The sequence below is a fragment of the Proteus genomosp. 4 str. ATCC 51469 genome (assembly GCF_003144375.1).
Lineage (GTDB): Bacteria > Pseudomonadota > Gammaproteobacteria > Enterobacterales > Enterobacteriaceae > Proteus.
Genome location: NZ_PENV01000002.1, coordinates 15,672 through 37,941, shown reverse-complemented (window position 1 = coordinate 37,941; position 22,270 = coordinate 15,672). Strand labels below are relative to the sequence as shown.

At 37.6% G+C, this 22,270-nt stretch carries 21 protein-coding genes and 1 tRNA gene; 13 read left to right on the top strand and 9 right to left on the bottom strand.

Translation table 11 applies throughout. The features are described 5' to 3' along the window. Positions 1-78: 78 nt before the first annotated feature. Positions 79-663 (bottom strand): aminoacyl-tRNA hydrolase, encoded by a 585-nt coding sequence (pth, locus tag DK866_RS02365; RefSeq protein WP_072068240.1) that lies wholly within the window; start codon positions 661-663, stop codon positions 79-81. Positions 664-1,007: 344 nt separating this feature from the next. Here pth and ychH point away from each other — a divergent pair, with 344 nt between their 5' ends. Next, positions 1,008-1,286 carry a stress-induced protein YchH gene (gene ychH, locus DK866_RS02360; protein WP_072068239.1) on the top strand — a complete coding sequence of 93 codons (279 nt, stop codon included), beginning with the start codon at positions 1,008-1,010 and terminating at the stop codon, positions 1,284-1,286. A gap of 244 nt (positions 1,287-1,530) precedes the next feature. Here the strand turns inward: ychH and prs are convergent, their stop codons facing one another. The 3 genes from prs to lolB all read right to left on the bottom strand — a co-directional run bounded on the left by prs (position 1,531) and on the right by lolB (position 4,076). Beyond that, the gene (gene prs, locus DK866_RS02355; protein ID WP_036912921.1) at positions 1,531-2,478 is read right to left on the bottom strand and encodes a ribose-phosphate diphosphokinase; all 948 of its coding nucleotides are present in this window, start codon (positions 2,476-2,478) and stop codon (positions 1,531-1,533) included. A gap of 87 nt (positions 2,479-2,565) precedes the next feature. Beyond that, positions 2,566-3,441, bottom strand: a complete 876-nt coding sequence (gene ispE, locus DK866_RS02350; protein WP_109407583.1) for a 4-(cytidine 5'-diphospho)-2-C-methyl-D-erythritol kinase — start codon at positions 3,439-3,441, stop codon at positions 2,566-2,568. After that, a complete protein-coding gene (gene lolB, locus DK866_RS02345) occupies positions 3,438-4,076 on the bottom strand; it encodes a lipoprotein insertase outer membrane protein LolB (RefSeq protein ID WP_109407582.1) in 639 nt (212 codons plus the stop codon). Before lolB ends, ispE begins: the two co-directional genes overlap by 4 nt. 240 nt (positions 4,077-4,316) lie before the next feature. On the opposite strand from lolB, the gene hemA reads away from it, so the two are divergent. Genes hemA through DK866_RS02315 form a run of 6 tightly spaced genes read left to right on the top strand, consistent with a single transcriptional unit; the run spans position 4,317 to position 10,174 of the window. After that, positions 4,317-5,579 carry a glutamyl-tRNA reductase gene (hemA, locus tag DK866_RS02340; RefSeq protein ID WP_109407581.1) on the top strand — a complete coding sequence of 421 codons (1,263 nt, stop codon included), beginning with the start codon at positions 4,317-4,319 and terminating at the stop codon, positions 5,577-5,579. A gap of 28 nt (positions 5,580-5,607) precedes the next feature. Further along, positions 5,608-6,690, top strand: a complete 1,083-nt coding sequence (gene prfA / locus DK866_RS02335) for a peptide chain release factor 1 (protein WP_072064034.1) — start codon at positions 5,608-5,610, stop codon at positions 6,688-6,690. Then, on the top strand, positions 6,690-7,538 hold the full coding sequence (gene prmC, locus DK866_RS02330) for a peptide chain release factor N(5)-glutamine methyltransferase (protein WP_109407580.1): 849 nt from the start codon (positions 6,690-6,692) through the stop codon (positions 7,536-7,538). The genes prfA and prmC overlap by 1 nt, the downstream gene beginning before the upstream one ends. Further along, positions 7,522-8,331, top strand: a complete 810-nt coding sequence (gene sirB1 / locus DK866_RS02325; protein WP_166540030.1) for an invasion regulator SirB1 — start codon at positions 7,522-7,524, stop codon at positions 8,329-8,331. The genes prmC and sirB1 overlap by 17 nt, the downstream gene beginning before the upstream one ends. Before the next feature lie 57 nt (positions 8,332-8,388). Then, positions 8,389-9,243, top strand: coding sequence for a 3-deoxy-8-phosphooctulonate synthase (kdsA, locus tag DK866_RS02320; RefSeq protein ID WP_109407578.1), 855 nt, complete (start codon positions 8,389-8,391; stop codon positions 9,241-9,243). Between the two features lie 7 nt (positions 9,244-9,250). After that, complete coding sequence (locus DK866_RS02315; RefSeq protein WP_109407577.1) at positions 9,251-10,174, top strand: TIGR01212 family radical SAM protein; 924 nt, start codon at positions 9,251-9,253, stop codon at positions 10,172-10,174. Positions 10,175-10,321: 147 nt separating this feature from the next. Here the strand turns inward: DK866_RS02315 and dauA are convergent, their stop codons facing one another. Both dauA and DK866_RS02305 read right to left on the bottom strand, forming a co-directional pair. Beyond that, a complete protein-coding gene (dauA, locus tag DK866_RS02310; RefSeq protein ID WP_109407576.1) occupies positions 10,322-12,022 on the bottom strand; it encodes a C4-dicarboxylic acid transporter DauA in 1,701 nt (566 codons plus the stop codon). 578 nt (positions 12,023-12,600) lie between these two features. Next, positions 12,601-12,688 (bottom strand) — tRNA-Ser (locus DK866_RS02305). A gap of 317 nt (positions 12,689-13,005) precedes the next feature. Between DK866_RS02305 and ghrA the strand changes: the two genes are divergently transcribed. The 3 genes from ghrA to DK866_RS02290 all read left to right on the top strand — a co-directional run bounded on the left by ghrA (position 13,006) and on the right by DK866_RS02290 (position 15,819). Beyond that, a complete protein-coding gene (ghrA, locus tag DK866_RS02300) occupies positions 13,006-13,947 on the top strand; it encodes a glyoxylate/hydroxypyruvate reductase GhrA (protein ID WP_109407575.1) in 942 nt (313 codons plus the stop codon). A gap of 635 nt (positions 13,948-14,582) precedes the next feature. After that, on the top strand, positions 14,583-14,993 hold the full coding sequence (locus DK866_RS02295; protein WP_244179641.1) for a 2OG-Fe(II) oxygenase: 411 nt from the start codon (positions 14,583-14,585) through the stop codon (positions 14,991-14,993). 253 nt (positions 14,994-15,246) lie between these two features. Beyond that, positions 15,247-15,819: a TorD/DmsD family molecular chaperone gene (locus DK866_RS02290; RefSeq protein ID WP_109407574.1), complete on the top strand. Its 573-nt coding sequence runs from the start codon at positions 15,247-15,249 to the stop codon at positions 15,817-15,819. A gap of 109 nt (positions 15,820-15,928) precedes the next feature. Here the strand turns inward: DK866_RS02290 and DK866_RS02285 are convergent, their stop codons facing one another. Beyond that, entirely contained in the window at positions 15,929-16,483 is a 555-nt protein-coding gene (locus DK866_RS02285) for a lipoprotein (protein WP_109407573.1), read from the bottom strand. 42 nt (positions 16,484-16,525) lie between these two features. Continuing rightward, positions 16,526-17,728, bottom strand: coding sequence for a multidrug efflux MFS transporter MdtH (gene mdtH, locus DK866_RS02280; protein ID WP_109407572.1), 1,203 nt, complete (start codon positions 17,726-17,728; stop codon positions 16,526-16,528). Between the two features lie 197 nt (positions 17,729-17,925). Here mdtH and rimJ point away from each other — a divergent pair, with 197 nt between their 5' ends. Then, entirely contained in the window at positions 17,926-18,507 is a 582-nt protein-coding gene (gene rimJ, locus DK866_RS02275; protein ID WP_109407571.1) for a ribosomal protein S5-alanine N-acetyltransferase, read from the top strand. Positions 18,508-18,612: 105 nt separating this feature from the next. Here the strand turns inward: rimJ and DK866_RS02270 are convergent, their stop codons facing one another. After that, positions 18,613-19,248, bottom strand: coding sequence for a GNAT family N-acetyltransferase (locus tag DK866_RS02270; protein WP_109407570.1), 636 nt, complete (start codon positions 19,246-19,248; stop codon positions 18,613-18,615). A 101-nt stretch (positions 19,249-19,349) separates the two neighbouring features. On the opposite strand from DK866_RS02270, the gene DK866_RS02265 reads away from it, so the two are divergent. After that, on the top strand, positions 19,350-19,946 hold the full coding sequence (locus DK866_RS02265; protein ID WP_109407569.1) for a TetR/AcrR family transcriptional regulator: 597 nt from the start codon (positions 19,350-19,352) through the stop codon (positions 19,944-19,946). 147 nt (positions 19,947-20,093) lie between these two features. Next, entirely contained in the window at positions 20,094-21,629 is a 1,536-nt protein-coding gene (gene murJ / locus DK866_RS02260; RefSeq protein ID WP_109407568.1) for a murein biosynthesis integral membrane protein MurJ, read from the top strand. Positions 21,630-22,270: the final 641 nt, after the last annotated feature.

The following is a 22,270-nucleotide window of genomic DNA, read 5'->3' as shown; positions in this document are numbered from 1 at the left end:
ATCAGGAATTAATCGCACAAAAGAAGAGGGCATTTTACCCTCTGAATATTGAAATTACTTAATTTATCAATGTAATGATTACGCTTTAAAACTATGTAAACGATTTATTGCTTTCTCATAACCATCACGCATTAAAATATCTGTGCACGAAAGGGCTTCATCGATAGCGTCATCAATTAATTTTTGTTCACTCATTGGTGGTTTGCCTAATACAAAGCCAACAACTTTATTTTTATCACCAGGGTGGCCAATACCAATGCGTAAACGATAGAAATTTGGATTATTGCTAAATTTACTTTGAATATCTTTTAATCCGTTATGGCCACCATTACCACCACCTAATTTCATTTTGACAACGCCGGGCGGTAAATCGAGTTCATCATGTGCAACTAAAATTTCATCAAGTTCAATGCGATAAAAGTTCGCCATTGCTTGTACCGCTTTACCACTTAAATTCATAAAAGTGGTCGGAACCAATAAACGAACATCATTACCGTTTAAATTAATGCGTGCGGTGTAACCAAAGAATTTGCTCTCTTCTTTTAGAGATTGCTGATGACGTTGAGCCAATAAATCTACATACCAAGCACCCGCATTATGGCGAGTCTGGGCATAATCTGCACCGGGGTTTGCTAACCCGACGATAAGTTTAATTTTACTCACAATAGCCTTTCACTGTTATCGTCTTAAAAGAAAGCCCATAGTTTACCTGTCTAAGCACAGAAGCACAAAATAGATTGCATAGAATGTTTTTTAGAAATGCAGGGGCGAGGAAATACCCTTATTTTAATTTAACAAAAAGAGCGAAAACGATAAAAACAGTGTAATTTTCTACTTTGAAAAGAAAAAAACACATTTTTTGTGAAGATTTGTCAATAAATATCAGAACGATGTGATCGCTTCGACAATACCTTTTTAGGATTTATGGCTATAATAACCACAATGAATAAAAGTTATTCGATGTATTTTGTTGTTGAATCGTCTGACGACGCGCTTGGAGGTGCAACATGAAATATAAACATGCATTTGCAGTTGGTAATTTATGTATGGCTACGGGGATGGTCGTGATGCTCGGTAGTCTTGGTTATACGCTTCTTAGTCATATATTCCCATTAGGATTGCCTGAATTTTTAGCAGATATCTCTTTAATGGGGATTTTTATTGGTGCTCTGGTTTGGCTAGCTGGTGCCCGTATCGGTGGTAGAGAAACAATAGCAGAAAGATATTGGTGGTTACGTAATCATGATGAGCGTTATCGTCGCCATGATAATCACCGTTATCCATAATATTGTTAATGCAATTAATATCAGAATAGATAAAAAATAATAACTAAGTTTAAGATAAACTGGTATTAAGTGAATAACCGCTATCATTATGAATGTAATACACACCAATAGACCCGTTGATATTATGGCGGGTTTTTTTATTGCCTAAACTACCTTGTTTTTGGAAAACATTAACAAAAAACCCGCTATAACAAACGCTATAGCGGGTTTAGTTATCTCAAATTGCAATGAATGTTATAACAAATTAATGTTCAAACATCGCAGAGATTGACTCTTCATTGCTAATACGGCGAATTGCTTCTGCCAGCATGCCTGAAAGAGTCAATGAACGGACTTTATTTAATGCTTTGATTTCTGCTGACAATGGAATTGTATCGCAGACAACCACTTCATCAATAACAGAGCTTTTGATGTTCTCAACAGCATTACCAGAAAAGATTGGGTGAGTTGCGTAAGCAAATACGCGTTTAGCACCACGTTCTTTCAACGCTTCAGCTGCTTTACACAATGTACCACCTGTGTCGATCATATCGTCAACAAGGATACAGTCGCGGTTAGCAACATCACCGATAATATGCATAACTTGAGAAACGTTAGCACGAGGGCGACGTTTATCAATGATAGCCATATCAGTGTCGTTTAGCAGTTTAGCGATAGCACGAGCGCGAACAACACCGCCAATATCTGGAGAAACAACAATAGGGTTGTCCAAATCTTTTTGAAGCATATCTTCTAAAAGAATTGGGCTGCCGAAGACATTGTCAACCGGTACATCAAAGAACCCTTGGATTTGTTCTGCGTGTAAGTCACAGGTTAAAACACGGTCTACGCCTACACTAGATAAGAAATCCGCAACAACTTTTGCCGTAATAGGAACACGGGCTGAACGAACACGGCGATCCTGACGGGCATAACCGAAGTAAGGAATAACAGCAGTGATACGACCAGCGGAAGCTCGACGTAATGCGTCAACCATGACCACTAATTCCATTAAATTATCATTAGTAGGTGCACAGGTTGATTGAATGATAAATACATCACCACCACGTACGTTTTCGTTGATTTGCACACTGACTTCACCGTCGCTAAAACGACCTACAGCCGCGTCTCCTAGGCTAGTGTAGAGTCGGTTGGCAACACGTTGAGCCAGTTCCGGGGTTGCGTTACCAGCAAAAAGCTTCATATCGGGCACGAGAAAAACCTCAGGCTTGCGTCCAGAGAGAGATATTGTTGACCTGTAAAGAACGTGTTTATGAACATAGGGTTTGTAAACATCATCTTACGGGTGCAATAACACAGGTATCCTTGAGCGGAATAAATGCAGAGGAGAAATGTTGACGCCTTGCGCTACAAACCCATGCACCCACTCAGGGGCGTTAATTAACACTTCACTAGCGGCAACTTGTGATCCGAACTCACCGAACACACAGGCACCTGTCCCAGTTAAGCGTGACGGTGCATATTCTAACAGCCACGAAAGCAGATATTCAACCTCACGAAAACGTTTTCTTGCGATCATTTCACAGTCATTTTCGAACGGAGCCTTTAATAATGCGCCAAGAGAGCGAATAGGAGAATTACGTTTTAATTCTGGATCTGTGAAGATTGTCGGGGTTGGAATGGAAATTCCAGGGTGTGCGACCAAATACCATTGCTCTTTTGGCTCTGCTGGGGTCAAAATTTCACCAACGCCTTCGGCAAACGCAGCATGACCTTTTACAAAAACAGGGACATCAGCCCCTAAACTCACCCCTAATTCGGCTAATGTTTCATCACTTAAACCCGCTTGCCAGTGGTAATTAAGTGCAATTAATGTGGTTGCGGCGTTAGAAGAGCCTCCGCCTAAGCCACCTCCCATTGGTAGCTTTTTATCGACACTGATATCGGCGCCTTGATACTGCAAAGGAATATGATGTTGTTGGCAATAATCACGCAGTAGTTTAGCAGCTTTAATAATTAAATTATCTTTATCTTCTACGCCATCAATTGGCGTTAAGATAGTTAACTGGGTATCATCACGAGGAGTAATCGTTAATGTATCGCCATAATCTAAAAACTGGAATAACGTTTGTAGATTATGATAACCATCCGAACGTTTCCCTGTGATATAGAGAAAAAGGTTTAATTTGGCAGGAGAAGGCCAACTTAGTGTCATTGCTGTATATCCCAGTTATCCATTTTTAATTTGATAATGCGTTCGCCTTGTTTTAACTCAAGACGTTGTGGCAGGTTAGGGGTAATGCTTGAATCATAAGCTTGGTAAGTCACAAGCCAATCACCTTCGGTGGCGGGTAATGTGACAGATTTTAATAAGTGATTTGCATCTAACTCAAAATTAGTTGCATCACCGGGTAAGCCAACAAGCCAAGCACGTAGATTTTTCAGTGGAATAACCATGCCAGTAAGTTGATAAATCATCTCCGCTGGGTTATCGCTATAATACTTTTTACCTTTATTGTCAGTAACTTCAATGACACCTGGCATAACATTTAAATCAAGCTCAGTGGTACCTAGCGGATTAGTCAATAATAAACGATAACGCTCATCTGCTTTGTCTTGCCAATAGAATCGAGCATAGGTTTTGTTTGTATCTTCGATATAAGCAAAAGCACCTCGAGTTTCATATTGTGAAATTTTCTTTAATGCTTGTTGGCGAGCTTGCCATTGCACATCGTTATCAGACGCAGAGCCTTGTGTCTTTATCTGATTTAGATTACAGGCACTCAGCAACAACGCCGTAAGCGGGATGATACGCAGGAGTTGTTTGGTTGAAAAAAAGCGTGAACGCATAGCTGAGAGATTCCTTTAATTCGTTATTAGTTAAAAAAAAGAGTATCATAAACCTTATGATATAACGATATTTCGTTAAATTGTGTATAGAAATCTCCTATCACTCAAGTAAGCTCTTTTATTGAATCTGTTCATCAAGTAGAATGGCGGAAATGAAGAGTCCATACTAAATGCGCTGTTTTAGGTTTACACTAAGTCAAGTCGCGAGGCGGTATTTATTCATAACTCGATATAGTTGATATGACGTTATTAGCATTAGGTATTAATCATAAAACAGCCCCCGTTGCTTTACGTGAGAAAGTTTCTTTTTCTCCCGATACCATGGGTGATGCCTTAAATAACCTCTTACAGCAACCTGCTGTCAGAGGCGGTGTTGTGCTGTCCACTTGTAACCGTACTGAGCTTTATTTAAGTATGGAAGACAAAGAAAATAGCCATGAACAGCTTATTCGCTGGTTATGTCAATATCACCAAATAGAGCCAAGTGAGCTGAAAAATAGTGTTTATTGGCATCAAGATAATCAAGCTGTCAGCCACCTAATGCGAGTGGCAAGTGGTTTAGATTCTCTTGTATTAGGTGAACCCCAAATTTTAGGGCAAGTTAAAAAAGCCTTTGCCGATTCCCAAAATTATGACTCGCTCTCTTCAGAGCTGGAACGTTTGTTTCAGAAGTCTTTTTCAGTTGCGAAAAGAGTGAGAACAGAGACACAAATCGGTGCCAATGCCGTTTCTGTTGCTTTTGCCGCTTGTACTTTAGCGCGTCAAATCTTCGAATCATTATCCTCTTTGACTATTTTATTGGTCGGTGCGGGCGAAACTATAGAATTAGTCGCTCGTCATCTTCGTGAGCATCAAGTTAAAAAAATCATTATTGCTAACCGAACTAAAGAGCGTGCTCAGCGTTTAGCCAATGAAGTCGATGCGGATGTTATTACATTATCAGAGATTGATGAATGCCTATCACAAGCTGATATTGTTATTAGTTCTACTGCAAGTCCTTTGCCTATTATTGGTAAAGGCATGGTTGAAAGGGCGCTTAAAAAACGTCGCAATCAACCTATGTTACTGGTGGATATTGCGGTTCCGCGAGATATTGAACAAGATATTGAAAAACTCAATAATGTTTATCTTTATAGTGTCGATGATTTAGAAGCGATTATTCAACATAACCGCGAACAACGCCAAGCGGCTGCTATTCAAGCCGAACATATTGTTCAACAAGAAAGTGGACAATTTATGGATTGGCTACGAGCGCAAGGTGCCGTGGGTGCGATTCGAGAATATCGAGACAGCGCTGAAATGTTACGTGCAGAAATGACAGAAAAAGCCATCACATTGATACAAAATGGAGCAGATGCAGAAAAAGTTATTCAGCAACTCTCACATCAATTGATGAATCGTCTAATTCACACACCAACGAAATCTCTTCAACAGGCTGCCAGTGATGGTGATATTGAACGCCTGAATCTATTACGTGAAAGTTTGGGTATTACCCATAATTAACTTTGTCTAACAGGATCTTAATCTACGAATGAAGCCTTCTATTGTCGCTAAGTTGGAAGCTCTACAAGAGCGTTATGAAGAAATTCAGGCACTTCTGTCAGAAGCCGATGTGATTGCCTCTCAGGAGCGTTTTCGTGCGCTTTCAAAAGAATACTCTCAATTAACCGACGTCACGGCTTGTTTTAGTCAATGGCGGAAAGTGCAAGACGACATCGAAGCAGCAGAAATGATGCTTGATGATCCTGAAATGAAAGAGATGGCGCAAGAAGAGCTGAAAGAAGCGCAAGCACTAAACGATGATTTAGAGCAACAGTTACAAGTGCTGTTATTGCCTAAAGATCCTGATGATGAATTTAACTGTTTCCTTGAAATTCGGGCAGGAACAGGTGGGGATGAAGCCGCATTATTTGCTGGTGATTTATTCCGTATGTATAGTCGTTATGCAGAATCACGTCGCTGGCGTATTGAAGTCATGAATGCTAACGAAGGTGAGCATGGTGGCTATAAAGAAGTCATTGCAAAAGTAGTGGGTGATGGCGCTTATGGGGTATTGAAATTTGAATCAGGCGGTCACCGTGTTCAACGGGTGCCAGAAACCGAATCTCAGGGTCGTATTCATACCTCGGCTTGTACGGTTGCAGTATTAGCTGAAGTGCCAGAAGCTGAATTACCTGATATTAGTCCAAGCGATTTGCGTATTGACACATTCCGTTCGTCAGGTGCGGGTGGTCAGCACGTTAACACCACTGATTCTGCAATTCGTATCACGCATATTCCAACGGGTATTGTGGTGGAATGTCAGGATGAGCGTTCACAGCACAAAAACAAAGCCAAAGCGATGTCTGTATTAGGTGCGCGTATTCGTGCTGCTGAAATGCAAAAACGTCAAGAAGCTGAAGCGTCTGAACGTCGTAACTTATTAGGCTCTGGTGATCGTTCTGACCGTATTAGAACGTATAACTTCCCACAAGGGCGAGTTACAGATCACCGTATCAACCTCACATTTTATCGTTTAGATGAAGTGATGGAAGGAAAATTAGATCCTCTAATTCAGCCTATTGTCACTGAGTATCAAGCGGACCAACTCTCTGCACTTTCTGAGTTAAATTAATGAATTATGAACAATGGCTGCGTCAAGCAGCCTTGCAATTAATTGAAAGTGACAGCCCTAAACGTGATGCTGAAATCCTACTTGGGCACGTAACACAACGTGCTCGAACGTACTTAATGGCTTTTAATGAAACGTTGCTTTCACAAGATGAATTAATACAATTATCGCAACTACTTACTCGACGTATTAAAGGTGAACCTATCGCTTATTTAGTGGGCGAAAGAGAATTTTGGTCACTGCCTTTAAAAGTCTCACCTGCAACATTAATTCCTCGACCTGATACCGAATGTCTTGTTGAACAAGCGTTAGAAAAACTGCCAACAGAGCCAACAACTATTCTTGATTTAGGAACGGGAACGGGGGCTATTGCACTTGCTATGGCATCAGAGCGTCCTGATTGCCATATTATTGGTGTGGATTTTCAAGCCGAAGCCGTGGCGCTAGCGCAAGAGAATGCGACCCGCTTAGCATTAAACAACACAGAATTTATGGAAAGTTGCTGGTTTAGTTCACTCTCTGGGTATCAATTTGGTATGATAATTAGTAATCCTCCTTACATAGATGAAAATGATGAGCATATTCATCAGGGGGATGTTCGTTTTGAACCTTTAACCGCGTTAGTCGCTGGTAATAACGGTTTTGCTGATATAGAAATTATCATCGAAACCGCCCGTCAGTTTTTAACTGATAATGGCTGGGTATTACTGGAACACGGTTGGCAGCAAGGTGAAGGTGTTCGCAAAATTTTTACTGATAAGGGTTACTGCTGTGTGGAAACTTTCCGTGATTATGGCGGTAATGAGCGAGTGACAGTAGGTCGTTGGAATTATGATAGAAACCATAGCTGATTACGAATTTAATAAAGCCCCTTTAGTTAAGGGCATGATCCTTATCTCTCAGGCTATTCGACCTGATTTTCCGACCACTTCTGTTGGTTATCAACTAGCACAACTTGTTGAGCAAGCAGAAGCTGAAATTCCTAAGCAAGGAAACATCAAAGAACAAATAGAAGCATTACTAAAACTGTTTTATAAGCAGTGGCACTTTAGTGGTGCAAGTGGTAAATATTGTCTTTCCGATACTTTATGGTTAGATAAAGTATTAGCGACACATGTGGGTTCTCCTGTTTCACTAGGTTCGATTCTTATTTATATCGCACAAGCGTTAAACCTGCCGTTAGCTCCTGTTATTTTTCCTACACAACTTATCATCAGAATAGATATTCCCAATGAAAAAACGTTATTTTTAAACCCAATAAATGGCGAATATCTATCACAACATACCTTAGAAGTTTGGTTAAAAGGGAATGTAGGAAATAATTCGGTGTTACTAGAGGCTGATTTAGAAGAATCAGAATACAGCTCCATTATTCGCAAGCTGCTAGATACCTTGAAAGTGTCTTTAATGGAAGAAAAGAATATGGAACAAGCATTAAAAGCCAGTGAAACGGTATTAATGTTTGATCCTGAAGATCCCTACGAAATACGTGATCGTGGACTGATTTTTGCTCAGTTAGAGTGTCATCATGTGGCAATTTCCGACTTAAACTATTTTGTTGAGCAATGTCCCGAAGATCCAATTTCAGAAATGATCAAAATTCAAATTCATTCGATAGAGCAAAATCCAGTTGTTCTACATTAAAAGTTTACGCAACGTACTTGATTAACACAGTACATTACAAACAGTATAGGGATAAATATGCAACATAAAGTGGTGAATATTGGTGATATCAAGGTAGCAAACGACCTACCATTTGTGCTTTTTGGTGGCATGAATGTATTAGAATCGCGCGATTTAGCCATGCGTATTTGTGAGCACTACGTCACTGTGACTCAAAAACTGAATATTCCTTATGTATTCAAAGCTTCTTTTGATAAAGCAAACCGTTCTTCTATCCACTCTTATCGTGGTCCAGGTTTAGAAGAAGGAATGAAGATTTTCCAAGAGTTAAAAGAGACTTTTGGTGTCAAAATTATTACGGATGTTCATGAATCAGCGCAAGCTCAGCCTGTATCAGAAGTCGTTGATGTTATTCAGTTACCTGCATTTTTAGCGCGTCAAACCGATCTTGTTGAAGCAATGGCAAAAACAGGTGCTGTGATTAACGTAAAAAAACCTCAGTTTGTTAGCCCTGGCCAAATGGGAAATATCGTCGATAAGTTTAAAGAAGGCGGTAACGACCAAGTCATTTTATGTGATCGTGGAAGTAACTTTGGCTATGATAACTTGGTTGTAGATATGTTAGGTTTTCATGTCATGATGCAAGCCTCTCAGGGCGCACCTGTTATTTTTGACGTAACGCATTCATTACAATGTCGTGACCCATTTGGTGCTGCATCGGGTGGCCGTCGTGCGCAAGTCGCTGAATTAGCACGCGCAGGTATGGCGGTAGGTCTTGCCGGATTATTTCTTGAAGCTCACCCAGATCCAGATAATGCACGTTGCGACGGCCCATCAGCTTTACCATTAGCAAAATTAGAGCCATTCTTAGCGCAAATTAAAGCCATTGATGACTTAGTAAAAAGTTTCCCTGAGTTAGATACCAGCAAATAAAATTGTTATGCAACTGCATACGGTAGTGAATATGTTCGGCGCTGATCTTCAGCGCCGTTATCACGAAAAGATCCATAAAATCACCCTCCATGGCGGTTTCAACTGCCCTAATCGAGATGGCACATTAGGGCGAGGTGGCTGTACTTTCTGTAATGTCTCTTCTTTTGCTGATGAACAAACGCAATATCATTCGATAGAAGAACAAATTGCGTTACAAGCCAAAAATATTAACCGAGCACATCGTTACCTAGCTTATTTCCAAGCTTATACCAGCACTTATGCCGAAGTAGAATACTTACGTACTTTATATGAAACCGCGCTATTACAAGCCGATATGGTAGGGTTATGTGTAGGAACTCGGCCAGACTGTGTTCCTGTTAGTGTATTGGATTTATTGCAAGGTTATCGCGATCAAGGTTATGAAGTGTGGTTAGAGCTGGGTTTACAAACAGCCCATGATAAAACATTGAAACACATTAATCGTGGGCATGATTTTCAGTGTTATCAAGCGACAACGCGAGAGGCTCGTCGTCGTGGTTTAAAAGTGTGTACGCACCTTATTGTCGGATTACCACGAGAAGATCATCTGCTTAATATGCAAACATTAGAACGAGTGGTTGAAACGGGGACTGACGGGCTTAAATTGCATCCTTTGCATATTGTTGAAGGTAGTACGATAGCTAAGGCATGGAAAGCAGGGCGTATTAATGCATTGACGCAAGAACAATATGTTTATACAGCGGGTGAGATGATCCGCCATACTCCCTGTGAAATTATCTATCACCGCGTTTGTGCCAGTGCGAGAAAACCGACCTTACTTGCCCCTGAATGGTGTGAAAATCACTGGCTGGGTATGAATGCGCTTTATCAAGATTTATTAAAAAAAGGTGTGCAAGGAAGTGGGATTGGTAATGGGTTTATTCCTTATTAAGTAAATTATTTCTTATATTAAGAATAAATATTGAAGTAAATAATTTCTCAAATTAAATCTTATAATTACTCATAATAAAAAAACGCCTTTAATCTTTATTTAATATTAATTAAAGGCGTTGGTTTTTTATCTGAAAAATCTAAATAACTACTGAATTAATTCCAAATCATCCAGTGCTTTTTGTAATGAAGGATAAAAATTAAGTTCTCCTTCAATAGGCGTGACTCTTGCTCTTGCCAACGTTTTTAAAGGTTGGAAGGGAATATCACACACAATCACATGAGTATTATGTTTGACATCAGTCACGAAATGTTGGAAGGCATGTAAGCCCCCTGCATCTAAGACTGGCACAGCATCCCATTGCATAATAACGGTTTTATAACCTTTGCTACGCTCACGTAATTCATTAAAAATACGCTCAGCAGCTGCAAAGAATAGCGGGCCATTAACACGCACAACTAATAATTGTTTATCATCATCGGTATAAGGAGATTCAGTTATTTTGGTCATATTGGCAATACGACGCATAAATAACAGTGAAGCTAATACAATACCGATAGTAATGGCAATGACCATATCAAAGAGAACGGTGAGTGATAAACATAACACTAAGACAATAATATCATCTTTAGGAGCGTGACGAATGAGATCAATAACTTTACGCGCTTCACTCATATTCCATGCAACAATTAACAGTAGTGCTGACATTGCGGCTAAAGGTAAATATGAAAGAAATGGGGCTAATACCAGTAAAGTTAATAACACTAACAATGAGTGAACAATCGCTGAAACTGGTGATGTTGCACCTGCGCGAACGTTAGCTGCTGAACGTGCAATCGCTGCAGTTGCTGTTATACCACCAAAGAAAGGGGCGACAATATTACCGACACCTTGTCCTAGTAATTCACCATTAGAATGGTGCTTTTTACCTGTCATGCCATCAAGCACAACGGCACACAGTAACGATTCGATTGCACCTAACATTGCCATTGAAAAAGCCGCCGGTAACAAAGCAGAAACTGTACTCCAATTTAATTCAAGAGATGCCCCAGTGCTTGGTAAATTCCAAGGTAAAACAAACTGAGGCAGTATCGGTGGAATACCTTGTCCAGTTGATCCATCTGGAAGTAGATAACTAAACTGTGAGCCAATCGTTGCAACTTCATGGCCAAACATATTCACAATACCCATTACTGCAGTACCCGCGATTAAAGCGGGTAAATGCCCTGGTAAGCGTAAATTTAATTTTGGCCAGTAGATTAAAACAAACAGTGTTGTTAAACCGATAAGCGTATCACCAAGGTGAATGGTAGGTAATGCAGAACCTAAGGCAATAATTTTATCGATATAAGTTTCTGGTACATGCGCCATTTCAAGACCAAAAAAGTCTTTTATTTGCATGGTCGCAATGGTGATAGCAATCCCTGAGGTAAATCCCAGTGTTACAGAAACAGGAATATACTCAATGAGTTTACCAAAGCGGGCTAATCCCATAACAACTAAAATAACGCCAGACATTAATGTGGCAATCAATAAACCACTTAAACCAAATTGCTGAGATACCGGATAAAGTATCACAACGAAAGCTGCTGTGGGGCCTGAAACACTGTAGCGAGAGCCACCAGAAACAGCAATGACTATACCGGCAATAGCTGCGGTATAAAGACCGTATTGCGGAGGAACACCGCTACCAATTGCCAGTGCCATGGCTAATGGTATCGCGATAATTCCGACGGTGATCCCTGCAATAATATCTTTTAATAAACGTGCAAAAGAGTAAGGCTCTTTTACACATGCATCAATAAATGCACTAAAGGGGCGAACCCGGTTAACTTTATGAGTTTTCATTTAGGCTTAAACCAAAATAAGAAGTCAGATGCCGAATAACGGCGATAAGGAAAAGAGAGGATATCGCTTTTATTCGCTGATAATAATGTGATACATCAAATTATTAATGTATATCTTAAAGCTTAGTGAAAATTAAATCAATTAAACTAATAAGTTAACGTAAAGAGATAATACAATGTATCTTATTGTATTTATTCTGTTGCTTGCTTGAAAATAAAGTTTAAATTTATTTAAAAATTATAAAAAGCGTTTTATTTTAGAATAAATGTCATTTATAGAGAGATAATAAAAGTCGTTTTCTGTCATAAAAATACGAATAGAGTTAAATAGTAACTAGATAAGCTATTCTTGATCATTAAAAATTAATTATTAGAGATTGTTAACTGATAAAAAATTATTAAATAAAACGATTAAGCCAAAATAAAATAAGTGGGTGTTGTATACTAAAGAAATAGTATCGAAAAATGAGTTTAAATAGGCTATAGATGGAAGCGAGAAAAAATAACTAGAATGAAAGTTGATATTTTTTCTACAAAAAAATAGAGCCTAATTAAAAAACTAGGCTCTATCTTAGAATATGGCGGTGAGAGAGGGATTCGAACCCTCGATACGTTGCCGTATACACACTTTCCAGGCGTGCTCCTTCAGCCTCTCGGACATCTCACCGTATTGTTGTTGGATATGTACTTAACATCTCTCAACGGGGCGCTACTATAGGGAAAAGGAGCATAAGCGTCAACAGCTAAATGCATTTTTCTTTTAACTTTTGTATCAAGCAGTCAAATAAAAAACAATATGCACAAATGCTAGACAAATTATGTAGTAAACCCATTCACGCAATAGGTTAGCGTATTGAAAAAAGAATTGAGATTTTCGTTAACTGGTTAACATTCTCAACATTTTTATTAACAACTTATTCAAAGAGACTTGAAATCAGAACGTAACCCTCGCACCCTATGATAAAAATGCTGGAGGAAGGCACAATGAATATTATTTATTATCATCCTTTTTTTGACGCAGAGACATGGATCAACGGTATGAAGGCGCGTTTGCCGAATGCCAATATACGCATTTGGGAACCAGGCGATAATCAACCTGCTGATTATGCTATGGTTTGGCTTCCTCCTTATGAAATGCTTGCAAGTCGCAATCACCTTAAAGGTATTTTTGCATTAGGGGCGGGGGTTGATGCTATTTTAAAACAAGAACAACAAAAGCCTGGCACATTACCAACAGGTGTTCCTGTTATGCGTTTGGAAGACACCGGAATGGGGCTTCAAATGCAAGAATATGCGATTGCGAAAGTAATGTATTATTTTCGTCGCATGGATGATTATAAACGCCAACAATCACAACGTTTATGGAAACAGCTTCCTTCTCACTCTTATGATGATTTTGTGATTGGTGTTTTAGGTGCAGGTGCTTTAGGCGGGAGTGTCGCGACTAAACTCGCTGAACTAGGTTTTAAAGTGCGTTGCTGGAGCCGTAGTGAAAAGCAAATTAAGAATGTTGAAAGTTTTTATGGTAAAGAGCAACTTAAGGACTTCCTTAAAGAGTGTAATTTACTGATTAACTTATTACCTTATACACCAGAAACTCATGGTATTTTAAATTTTTCTCTTTTTGAACAACTTAAACCTTCATCCTATTTAATTAACCTTGCTCGTGGCGCACATTTAGTTGATCAAGATTTATTAGAAGCGATAGACCAAGGATACATTGCTGATGCAACTCTTGATGTTTTTGCTCAAGAGCCTTTAGCAGGTATGCATCCATTCTGGACTCATCCTCGAGTTTCTATTACACCACATATCGCGGCCTTTACCATTCCAAATATTGCAATGGATACTATAGTTGAAAATATTCAACGAATTGAAAAAGGAGAGACTCCTTTTGGTGTGGTTGATATGGATAGTGGCTATTAAGTTTCCTTCTCTTATATTTTGATTTTAGAAAGTGGGCGATAAAATTTATATTTATCGCCTATTTTTATCTCTAATTATTAAATAATATTACATTTTTAGTGTGTTATATAAATCCATAAGATTTTAATTGTAAAAAAAGATATATATTAATTATGATCTTATCAATGCTTAGAACATATTATTAAAAATAACATTTAATATTAATGAATATAAAATTTAAATTTATTAAAAATAAATATTATTAATATGAATTTATTCGTCTAAATAGAAAACGCTTTTACTCTTAATGCTAGAAGAATACACTGTATGTTTTTGTGGTTTTTATAGAATTAAACTCTGATTAATTGATGTTATCGAAAAGATAAGTTTATTAAATTGTCATTTTAGTCAACTTGGTGATATAAAGTAGTTTCCCATGTTTATCAGACAATATACCTATGAATATAGCAGAACTTCTTGAGCAAATAGCAGAGAAAGGATGGTGTGTATGGGATGATTTCCTCACACCAGAAGCTGTTCAATAACTACGCACTTGTTTTGGTGACAATGCACAACAAGCTCGTATTGGTCGTCATGAAAATCGTCAAGCAGAAACAACAATACGTAGCGATAAAATAAGTTGGCTAGAGCCAGAAATGGGTGAACCAGTACAACATTATTTAATGCAAATGGAGTCTATTCAACGTGCTGTTAATCGAGAGTTTTATTTAGGACTATTTGAATACGAAGCACATTTTGCGTGTTATGAGAAAGGAGCATTTTATAAAAAACATCTGGATGCTTTTAAAGAAAATGTAACTCGGCGTTTAACCACAGTGTTATATCTTAATGAGGATTGGACAACCGAAGATGGTGGCGAATTAGTTATCTATGATTTAAAGGATAACGAACTTGCGACAATCACACCAAAAGGAGGGCGTTTAGTTGTTTTCCTTTCAGAACAATTCCCTCATGAAGTGCTCCCTACTAATAAAGAGCGAGTGAGTATTGCTGGGTGGTTTCGAGTCAATGGTGTAAGAGATAATTTTCTTGATATTGCAAGTTAACTAATGCAACAAAAATGCTGTTGTCATAAAAGAGTTTTAAAGTCGTTATAATAAAACTGTTTTAAAAGATAAGTAGCATGGGATTAGGCGCGTTTCTTATATTAAGCAAAAGCTTAATTATTAAGAGCGCGCTTTTTCTGTTTTAAAAGCTCCCTTTGGTTAAATTAATACTTATAATAATAAAAAAGAAAAAAGTTGATTTTCTTGTCGTTAAACGCACAATAACGCGAAACTTTTTAGGATAAAAAATACAATGAATGAATTCTCAATAGTTTGCCGACTTTTAGGCACATTATTTCAACGTGACCCAAATGATCCTATTTTAGCGCCAATTATTAAAATGGTTGGTGAAGGAAAATTGAGCCAGTTATGGCCATTGGAGCAAGACGAGTTATTTAATACATTAAAAAATAGTGTCAAAGATTTGGCTATTGTTGAAGCTGATTACCAATCTCTTTTTGGTGGAGAGGCGCCTGCTGTATCTATTTATGCTCATGATTACGAAGAGATCAAAGAAGACGATGTTCGTCAATTCTTAATTGCAAGAGGTATGCCAGTTACTGAGAATGCAACAGACAGTTTTGGCGCTTTATTACTTGCTGCTTCATGGCTGGAAGATAATTCAGCAGAAGATGAAGTATTAGCTCAAATACAGTTATTTGATGAATACTTATTACCTTGGGCTGGGGCATTTCTTGGTAAAGTAGAAGCTCACGCAACAAGTGGTTTTTATCGTACATTAGCTGCAATTGCGCGTGGTGCGTTATCGGCATTACGTGAAGAGCTTTCTGATGATGAAAAGGGTGAAGATACTGAAGCAGAGTAATATCTTATTTTCTTTGCAAAAGTATTTTACTATTCATAAAAAAGGCAAACCATTAGGTTTGCCTTTCTCATTAATGTCGATAAATATTTTTAATCAACTCACGTAACTATTAGAGTTGGATCACGAATTTACCCGGTTTAACTTCAATGCCTTTTGCCAGTTTAAATGCCGCGGCTTCAGCGCTATTTTTCTCAGGATTGAGGATATAAACAGGATGATTATCAAAATACGTTGCAATGGTGGCATCTAAATAAGGTTTTAATGCGACAACGACAGCATCCATTTTTTCTGGCGATACTTTATAGTTATCAATAGTCATGGACTTTATGTATATCGCACCTTGATCGGCTTGATAAGAAGGTTGACCTGATAATGTAAGATCAACTTTGGCACTTGTTTTACCAAAAAATGAATTAATTTTTAGATCGGCAGTACCTGAAAGGTTAATTTTACCCGGCTCTGTACGACCAATTTGGATTGAAAGATTACTTAATCTGATATCAGCGGATACAACTTCATCTTCACCAATATGTTTTTGAAGATTTGTTTTCCGGCTAATATAGTCATTAATCAAATTTTCACTTACATCAAATTGCTTGAGCTGATCACAACCCACCACAAAGCTTGTTAGTAATAATATGGTTGTTAGAAGAATAGCTTTCATAAACACTCCTTGATCATTGATAACTAAAAGTTTACCTGATATCTAAGGAGTAAGCATGGCTGTTTCTATTTTTTTACGATTAAATTGGCGATGTAGTGCGTAAAGCGTTATTAATCCTACCGTACCTAATAAGAACCAAGGTAATTCAGGCATATCAAATTGGTTACCTAAATCGTACATCCATCCACCACCGGTGTATCCGATTGCGCCACCAAAGGCCAAGCCTAAGCGGCTAAATCCCATATAACTGCCACGAGCGCGAGGATCAGCCAGGGAGGCACTTAATGTTTCGCGCGCAGGCTCTGCAGTGATCGTGCCGAGATAAAATAAACCAATAATTAAGAAGATGCCTTGTAATGAATGGATCATTCCAACAGGAAACATGCTGATGCTCATTAAAAATAAGCCTGCCATTAAACGCTGTTCCAATTTGAAACGTTTTTCACTCCAGCGCGCAATAGGATAGAGCAAGGTTAAAGAGAGTAGTGCTTCAATGGCATACATCCATTTTACTGCTGTGGGAGTACCGGCGATATCGTTAACGATAATAGGGAACATCAACATGACTTGAACAGACAATACAAAATAGCCTGTTAACGTTAAGACATAACTGACAAAACGTTTATCCAGTAATACACGATTTAGCCCTTCTTTAATCGGTGTTCTGGTAGTAGATATGCGGTAAGCAGGTAATAACCAAGCATTGAATAAAGCAGCAATAACAAAAACACCAGCGCCAACCCAGCATACTAAATGAAAATCATATAATAATAACCAACTACCAATCAGCGCCCCAATAACTGCTCCTGCACTATCTTGCATTAATAATAGAGAATAAAAACGACCACGTTCATAAGGACGGGTTAATTTAATAACTAGTGCTGTGCGAGGTGGATCAAATAATGTTCCCCCTAATGCAGATAAAATGCAAGATAACCAAAGTATCCACGGTTGGTCTGCCATTGCCATTAAAGCAAAACCTAAAGCACGTAATAACATTCCAGTTATTATCATTGGTTTTGCACCAAAGCGGTCTGCGATGGCGCCACCAAAAATACCTAGGCCTTGCTGGACTAACTGTCTAAGCCCTAATGCAAAACCGACAATAACACCAGCCCAACCCAATTGTTCGACGAAACGAATAGAAATCAGAGGAAAAACGACGAAAAAACCTAAGACAACTAACATATTGTCAATTAGGAGGAAGTATTTACCCAAGGTACGGGCTTGTGTTACCAGTGCCATTACTCACCATCAATAAGCAAATAATTTAAATAAAATAAGGGGGGAATGAAATAATTTATTTCTTCGACTATTCTGTCTCTAAATGTGCATAATTCCTAGTAAATTAAAGATGATATTTTTTTATTAAGGTTAGTGGCAGAATAAGAAGAGTTACTTCAGAATTAGGCTTATTTATATCAAAGGATAATGGGATCGCAATGTTTGGTTATCGTGGTGGAGTTCCTAAAATTCGTTTCGAAACGACAAGAATGATAATTCGTTTAGCTTATGAGCGAGATGCGGAAAAATTGGCTGATTATTATACATTAAATCGTCGTTTTTTAATTCCATGGGAACCCTTAAGAGATAAAACACATTATTTGCCTTCCGGTTGGGAACATCGTTTGCAATATATGAACGAATTACATCGACAAGAAAGTGCATTTCATTTTTTGTTGTTAACACCAACTGAAGATGAAATTATTGGTGTGGCTAATTATAGTAATGTGATGCGTGGTGCCTTTAATGCCTGTTTTTTAGGTTATTCCGTAGGTGAGAAATGGCAAGGTAAAGGTTATATGTCTGAGGCATTAACTGAAACGTTGCGTTATATGCAACGCCAGCAAGGTATGCACCGTATTATGGCGAATTATATGCCTCATAATTTACGTAGTGGTAATTTATTGGCGAAGCATGGTTTTGAACGAGAAGGCTATGCAAAAAATTATCTGCAAATAAACCAAGAATGGCGTGATCATGTATTAACCGCATTAACAACAATAACTTACTGTAAAAGATAAGTAGCCCATGTTGTTAAGGATGAAGCACTGTTTATAATTATAGTGGTGCTTTTTTCAGTGCTTTTAATCCATATATTGATGCTAATAGTGATATTGAATTTGCCTTTAGTTGATTTTTTTCAACATATAATACCAATGTTGAATATGAAAAATAGATTGTGTTAGGCGCGATGATCCTTTTCTCTCAATATAAAACCCATTTTTTTGATATAAATAAAGAGCACCTTTATGATGAGTATCCACATAAAGTGATAAATATACTTTTTTCAGAATATCTTTACTGTATTGCGATATCCATTGAAGTATTGCATAAGCGATACCACGACCTTGATAAGTGGGTAAAACAGCAATATGAGCTAAATAAACTTCATTTTCTTTTGGCGTATAATCAAATAATGAAAAGAAAATTTTTTGCTTAATATAATGAATAATGCCATTGCGCCAATAATTAGAGAAAGGTGTTTTAGCAAAAGAATTTGATATAAATTGAGCTTCTTTTGTGACTAAACAAAATGTTGCAATTATCTTTTCATTCTCGGTGACAACAAATTGTTGGCTATTCTTTTTACACGCTAGTGTATTCCAAATGGCTTCTAATTGCTGACTCTGTTTAGGGTGAGCAATATCAATGTTAAAAGCATTCAATTTAAAACGAAAGGCTTGTGCAAATAATTGAATAATTTCAGTAAGATCTGAAGGCTCTGCAACGCGAAGCTGATAGTGTTCATTAAGTAATTGCATGATATCGTTACTCTGCAATAATAGGGTTAACTTTTAGACTGTTTGGTCTACTTTATTCTAGACTAATCAGTCTAATTTATTTTGTCTAGAGATTTTAGTTTATGAACAAGACAGCGACTGAAAAACAAAAAGCAAAAATGAAGCACATCATTGATGCCGCAATGCGTTGCTTTGCCGTAAAAGGCTTTCATTCCACATCAACAGCAGAAATTTGTCATGAAGCAGGGATGAGTCCCGGAAATGTATTTCATTATTTTCCCAATAAAAATGCGATTATTGAAGCGATTGCGTTAGAAGATGCACAGCTTTTTGATGAGATTTTTTGTCGTTATGAAGCGCAAGAAGAGAGTATTCAGGCAGTTATTGGTTTAATGACAGAGATTATAGCGCTTTATAATCATCCAGAGTACGCGCGCATTAGTATTGAAATTTTTGCTGAAGCTTCACGTAATGCGAGTATTCACGAAATTTTCATTGAAAATGAAAGAAACAATAAGCAACGTTTGATTGCCATGTTAGAAAACGGTATTAAAAAAGGGCAAATTGACCCGCTATTAGAGCCAGAAAAAATGGCTACTTGGTTATTTGTGATTGCAGATGGTTCTATGGGGAGAAATATTATCGATCCTGAGTTTAGTGAAAATGATAGCCAAACGATGTTGGAATTAATGTTGAGAAAAATATTAGCTAGACCATAAATTATAGGTGTTTTTCTCTTATTGGAATCAGTTAAAAGTAAGTTGAAACTGCTTATTTTTAGCCAATTGATGATTGATTTTTCGATGTTAGAGACGGAGTATAGTCCCTTTCTTTTTATTCCATTCAACAAAAATTAGAATGACTTTATGAATTTACTTAAATCACTGGCCGCAGTGAGTTCTATGACTATGTTTTCACGGGTTTTAGGATTCATTCGTGATGCAATCATTGCGCGTATTTTTGGCGCAGGTATGGCAACAGATGCTTTTTTTGTTGCATTTAAATTACCGAATTTACTTCGTCGTATTTTTGCAGAAGGGGCATTTTCTCAAGCCTTTGTGCCAATATTAGCTGAATATAAAAATCAGCAAGGTGATGAAGCAACACGTACTTTTATCGCTTATGTTTCAGGTATGCTAACACTGATCCTTGCCGTTGTTACGGTGATTGGTATTATCGCTGCACCATGGGTTATTTATGTCACAGCGCCAGGTTTTAGTAGCTCGCCAGATAAGTTTCAACTTACGACCGATTTATTACGAATAACCTTTCCTTATATTTTCCTTATTTCTTTGGCTTCATTAACGGGCTCTATTTTAAATACATGGAACCGTTTTTCAGTACCTGCTTTTGCACCGACATTACTCAATGTCAGTATGATATTTTTTGCTTTGGTAGTCGCACCTTATTGTAATCCACCAATTATGGCATTGGCATGGGCGGTTGTTGCTGGCGGAATATTACAACTTGGTTACCAATTACCGCATTTGAAAAAAATCGGCATGCTTGTACTACCTAGAGTCTCATTTAAAAACAGTGGTGTTTGGCGTGTTTTAAAATTAATGGGGCCTGCTATTTTAGGTGTTTCGGTTAGCCAAATATCTTTAATTATCAATACAATTTTTGCTTCTTTCTTAGTGTCTGGGTCGGTTTCTTGGATGTATTATGCTGATCGTCTTATGGAGCTACCGACCGGGGTGTTAGGGGTTGCATTAGGCACTATTTTATTACCTTCATTATCGAAGAGTTTTGCTAGTGGTAATACTGAAGAATATAGAAAGCTAATGGATTGGGGATTAAGGCTGTGCTTTTTATTGGCACTACCTTGTACGATTGGTTTAGCTGTATTATCAGGGCCGTTAACGGCATCTTTATTCCAGTATGGCAATTTTAATGCTCATGATGCGTTAATGACACAACAAGCGTTAATCGCTTACTGTGTTGGGTTGATGGGACTTATTATCATAAAAATCTTAGCGCCTGGTTTCTATTCGCGTCAGGATATTAAAACACCTGTAAAAATCGCTATCGCAACATTAATACTGACACAATTAATGAATCTCGCATTTGTCGGTAGTTTAAAGCACGTTGGTCTTGCGCTTTCTATTGGTATTGCAGCTTGTTTTAATGCCTCTATGTTATTTTGGCAAATTCGTAAAAAAGATATTTATCAACCTTTGGCGGGTTGGCCAGTCTTTTTGTTAAAACTAACAATTGCGTTGGTGGTAATGGGGGCTGTTTTAGTTGGAATGTTATGGATCATGCCAAGCTGGGATATCGGAAGTATGCTTATGCGTATTTTACGTCTATTACTCGTCGTTGTAGTTGGGGCTGGCAGTTATTTTGTTGCTTTATATGTATTAGGTTTTAGGCCTCGTCATTTTTCATTACGCGCTTTATAGTTCATAAAATATGCTCCCCGCTTTTTGTATAAAAGCGGGGAGGTTTAAATTAACAATTTTTTTATCATTACTATTCCTCTCATTTAGATCCTTTCTCTATTTCTAGACTATTTATAATGCAACATTGATCACACTTTTGGCATTTAGTTAGATTAGCTCTATGCTGTTCAAAAAGAAAAATAGAATAAAAAAATACAGAAATTTTTTTTCTTCATTATTTTTTTATTAAATTTTTTTTCCAATTTCTGAATGATTTATACAGTTTTTCGGCATTAGAATGTGTTTTTTAAGTGAAATGCATAAATTAATTTAATCATTATTCATACCGAATATCTTTAGACAATTTGTTTACTTGTACAGCTATTCTACATAAAGTAAAAAAATAGACGCTATATTCTAAGCACTTACGGTTTGACGAATTATCTTTTTTTAGATAAACTCTCTGGTGTTGTTTAGGTTTAAAAAATGACACATCTGTTAAATATTTCTTACTTAATGATGAGATATTGCAAATATTTCAAAATATTGCAGTATATTTTAAAACATTTAATTTTTTTGATTTAAGACATATTATTATTTCTTTATTCAGGTAGATTAACCGTGACTGTAAAGTTATTTGCTTGTTATCGTTCAGTACTACT

Excerpts from the sequence above, each read along its gene's own strand:
- DK866_RS02265 (WP_109407569.1), top strand. The coding sequence starts at position 19,350 with ATGAACAAGACAGCGACTGAAAAACAAAAAGCAAAAATGAAGCACATC.
- prmC (WP_109407580.1), top strand. The coding sequence starts at position 6,690 with ATGAATTATGAACAATGGCTGCGTCAAGCAGCCTTGCAATTAATTGAA.
- DK866_RS02315 (WP_109407577.1), top strand. The coding sequence starts at position 9,251 with ATGCAACTGCATACGGTAGTGAATATGTTCGGCGCTGATCTTCAGCGC.
- lolB (WP_109407582.1), bottom strand. The coding sequence starts at position 4,076 with ATGCGTTCACGCTTTTTTTCAACCAAACAACTCCTGCGTATCATCCCG.
- DK866_RS02270 (WP_109407570.1), bottom strand. The coding sequence starts at position 19,248 with ATGCAATTACTTAATGAACACTATCAGCTTCGCGTTGCAGAGCCTTCA.
- ghrA (WP_109407575.1), top strand. The coding sequence starts at position 13,006 with ATGAATATTATTTATTATCATCCTTTTTTTGACGCAGAGACATGGATC.
- mdtH (WP_109407572.1), bottom strand. The coding sequence starts at position 17,728 with ATGGCACTGGTAACACAAGCCCGTACCTTGGGTAAATACTTCCTCCTA.
- prfA (WP_072064034.1), top strand. The coding sequence starts at position 5,608 with ATGAAGCCTTCTATTGTCGCTAAGTTGGAAGCTCTACAAGAGCGTTAT.
- ispE (WP_109407583.1), bottom strand. The coding sequence starts at position 3,441 with ATGACACTAAGTTGGCCTTCTCCTGCCAAATTAAACCTTTTTCTCTAT.
- hemA (WP_109407581.1), top strand. The coding sequence starts at position 4,317 with ATGACGTTATTAGCATTAGGTATTAATCATAAAACAGCCCCCGTTGCT.
- DK866_RS02290 (WP_109407574.1), top strand. The coding sequence starts at position 15,247 with ATGAATGAATTCTCAATAGTTTGCCGACTTTTAGGCACATTATTTCAA.
- ychH (WP_072068239.1), top strand. The coding sequence starts at position 1,008 with ATGAAATATAAACATGCATTTGCAGTTGGTAATTTATGTATGGCTACG.
- DK866_RS02285 (WP_109407573.1), bottom strand. The coding sequence starts at position 16,483 with ATGAAAGCTATTCTTCTAACAACCATATTATTACTAACAAGCTTTGTG.
- dauA (WP_109407576.1), bottom strand. The coding sequence starts at position 12,022 with ATGAAAACTCATAAAGTTAACCGGGTTCGCCCCTTTAGTGCATTTATT.
- kdsA (WP_109407578.1), top strand. The coding sequence starts at position 8,389 with ATGCAACATAAAGTGGTGAATATTGGTGATATCAAGGTAGCAAACGAC.
- murJ (WP_109407568.1), top strand. The coding sequence starts at position 20,094 with ATGAATTTACTTAAATCACTGGCCGCAGTGAGTTCTATGACTATGTTT.
- rimJ (WP_109407571.1), top strand. The coding sequence starts at position 17,926 with ATGTTTGGTTATCGTGGTGGAGTTCCTAAAATTCGTTTCGAAACGACA.
- DK866_RS02295 (WP_244179641.1), top strand. The coding sequence starts at position 14,583 with ATGGGTGAACCAGTACAACATTATTTAATGCAAATGGAGTCTATTCAA.